This window comes from Flavobacterium macrobrachii, assembly GCF_014486675.1.
Taxonomy (GTDB): Bacteria; Bacteroidota; Bacteroidia; order Flavobacteriales; family Flavobacteriaceae; genus Flavobacterium; species Flavobacterium macrobrachii.
This window is the reverse complement of the sequence record NZ_JACTAC010000140.1, coordinates 1-1,879: the sequence shown is the minus strand read 5'-3', so window position 1 is coordinate 1,879 and position 1,879 is coordinate 1. Positions and strand designations below refer to the sequence as shown.

General features: G+C 35.1%; 2 protein-coding genes. Both read left to right on the top strand.

Annotation, left to right across the window (positions count from 1 at the left end; all coding sequences use genetic code 11):
- Positions 1-239 (top strand): hypothetical protein (locus IAI56_RS15590; protein ID WP_187658741.1); only part of this gene is annotated, 239 nt, incomplete at its 5' end.
- Between the two features lie 350 nt (positions 240-589).
- On the top strand, positions 590-1,879 hold a 1,290-nt coding region (locus IAI56_RS15585), incomplete at its 3' end, for a choice-of-anchor D domain-containing protein (RefSeq protein ID WP_187658740.1).

Sequence of the window (1,879 nt, the reverse complement as noted above, 5' to 3'; positions counted from 1 at the left end):
TTCTAAAAAAATCAGCGCAATTCTTCAGAGATTCGGTACAATTCTTTCGAGAAACAGCGCAATTCTTCGGAGATTCGACACAATTCTTTCGAGATTCGACACAATTCTTTGGAGATTTGACACAATTCTTCGGAGTTTCGACACAATTCTTCGAAGTTTCGACACAATTCTTTGGAGTTTCGACGCAATTCTTCGGAGAAATAGCGCAATTTTTTCCAGAACTAGCGTATTTTTTTTAATCAGTAGTGCGTAATTTTTTAAAAAATGGGACAATTGTTTAAAGGATTACAACTTATTTGTTATCAAATACCACATCGGTTCAAAATAGTAGCGCAATTAATACCTAAAGGTTATGTAAAAATTACCGTTAATCGGTAATGTTAATTTAGTTTTATGTATTTCGTCGATTTTATCGAAAAGTTGGGGGGTTTATTTGGAAAAATAAAAAAAAAATGTACTTTTGTCAAGTTATGCTCTAAAGGTGTTTTCCTTGTAAATAGCTCATTTTTAATGGGTTTGTGAGTTTAACTGCGGTGTTGCGATTTTGGTGCTGTTTTGGCACTTTCACGATTTCTAAACTAATTAAATTATGAATAAAACTCCTTATTTTTCAATGATGAACAGGCTTTTTACTAAGAAGTTATCAATTTCTATTCTGTTCGTTTTGTTGTTCACTAATTTAGGGTATGCTCAATTGTTTCAACAGGATTTTTCAAGTTCAACAACTGTATCGACCTATGCTAATGCAACAACCCCTACAAACGGTCAATTTAATGCAATCACCACTTCTGGAGCTGGTACTGTGTTATCTATTAATACAACAGGTTCGAATAAGTTGAGATTTGCAAGAACAGGAAATGCTGGAGTATTTAGTAGAACTACTGATTTTTCTGGAACTCCAAGTACTTTATTGTATAGATTTGATATGACTTTATCTGCCAATTCAACAGCCTTTACAAATGCTGCTACTTTTCAAGTAGGTAGTGGTTTTGGAACGGGAAATTCAACAGAAACAAATGCAAATACGCATTCTCGTTTTGGTGTGAATTTTACAACAACCGCAGGTCAATACTCCTTAAGGGATATTGTTGGAGGAACAAATTCTTCAAATTTCACAGGAACACAAACAATTACCTGGGCTATAAATAATTCAGGAGCTACCGTAACTTATAGGGCACCAAATGGTACATTCGAGACATTAGCAAACGATACTCAAGATGTTTGGGTTGGAAATACAAAAGCTTTTAATGATATTGCTGCAACTACTCCTACTCAGTCTTTAACAGATATTAAGTTTGTTATTTCAGGTGCAAATGGAACAATAGATTTAGATAATTTCTTAATTAACCCAATTCCTTTAGTTCCCGCTTCAAGTGCTGCAACTGCAATTGGAAGTGATAGTTTTACGGCGAATTGGTCAACTGTTTCTGGTGTAACGGGATATAGAGTTGATGTAGCTACTGATTCTGGTTTTACTTCCATGGTATCTGGTTATGATAATCTTTATGTTGCTGGTCAAACTACTAGTTCTCTTTCTGTAACTGGTCTAAGTGCTAGTACAACATATTATTATAGAGTTAGAGGAGCTTCTCAATATAGTGTTGGAGAATTTGCTGGAGGAAATTCATCTTCTGAAAATTTAACAACTTCTTCTGGCGCTTTGGTTCCAGAAATCAATGTTCAAGGAAATTCAACGAACATCGTAAGTGGCGATACTACACCATCAACGGCTGATGATACTGATTTTGGTTCGGTTAATGCGGCTAGTGGTTCTGTAGTTAGAACTTTTACTATACAAAATACAGGTAGTGCTGCTTTGAACATCTCGAGTGCTTATTTATTGGATGGTACTTCTGGTTTTTCTATAACTAGTGCGCCA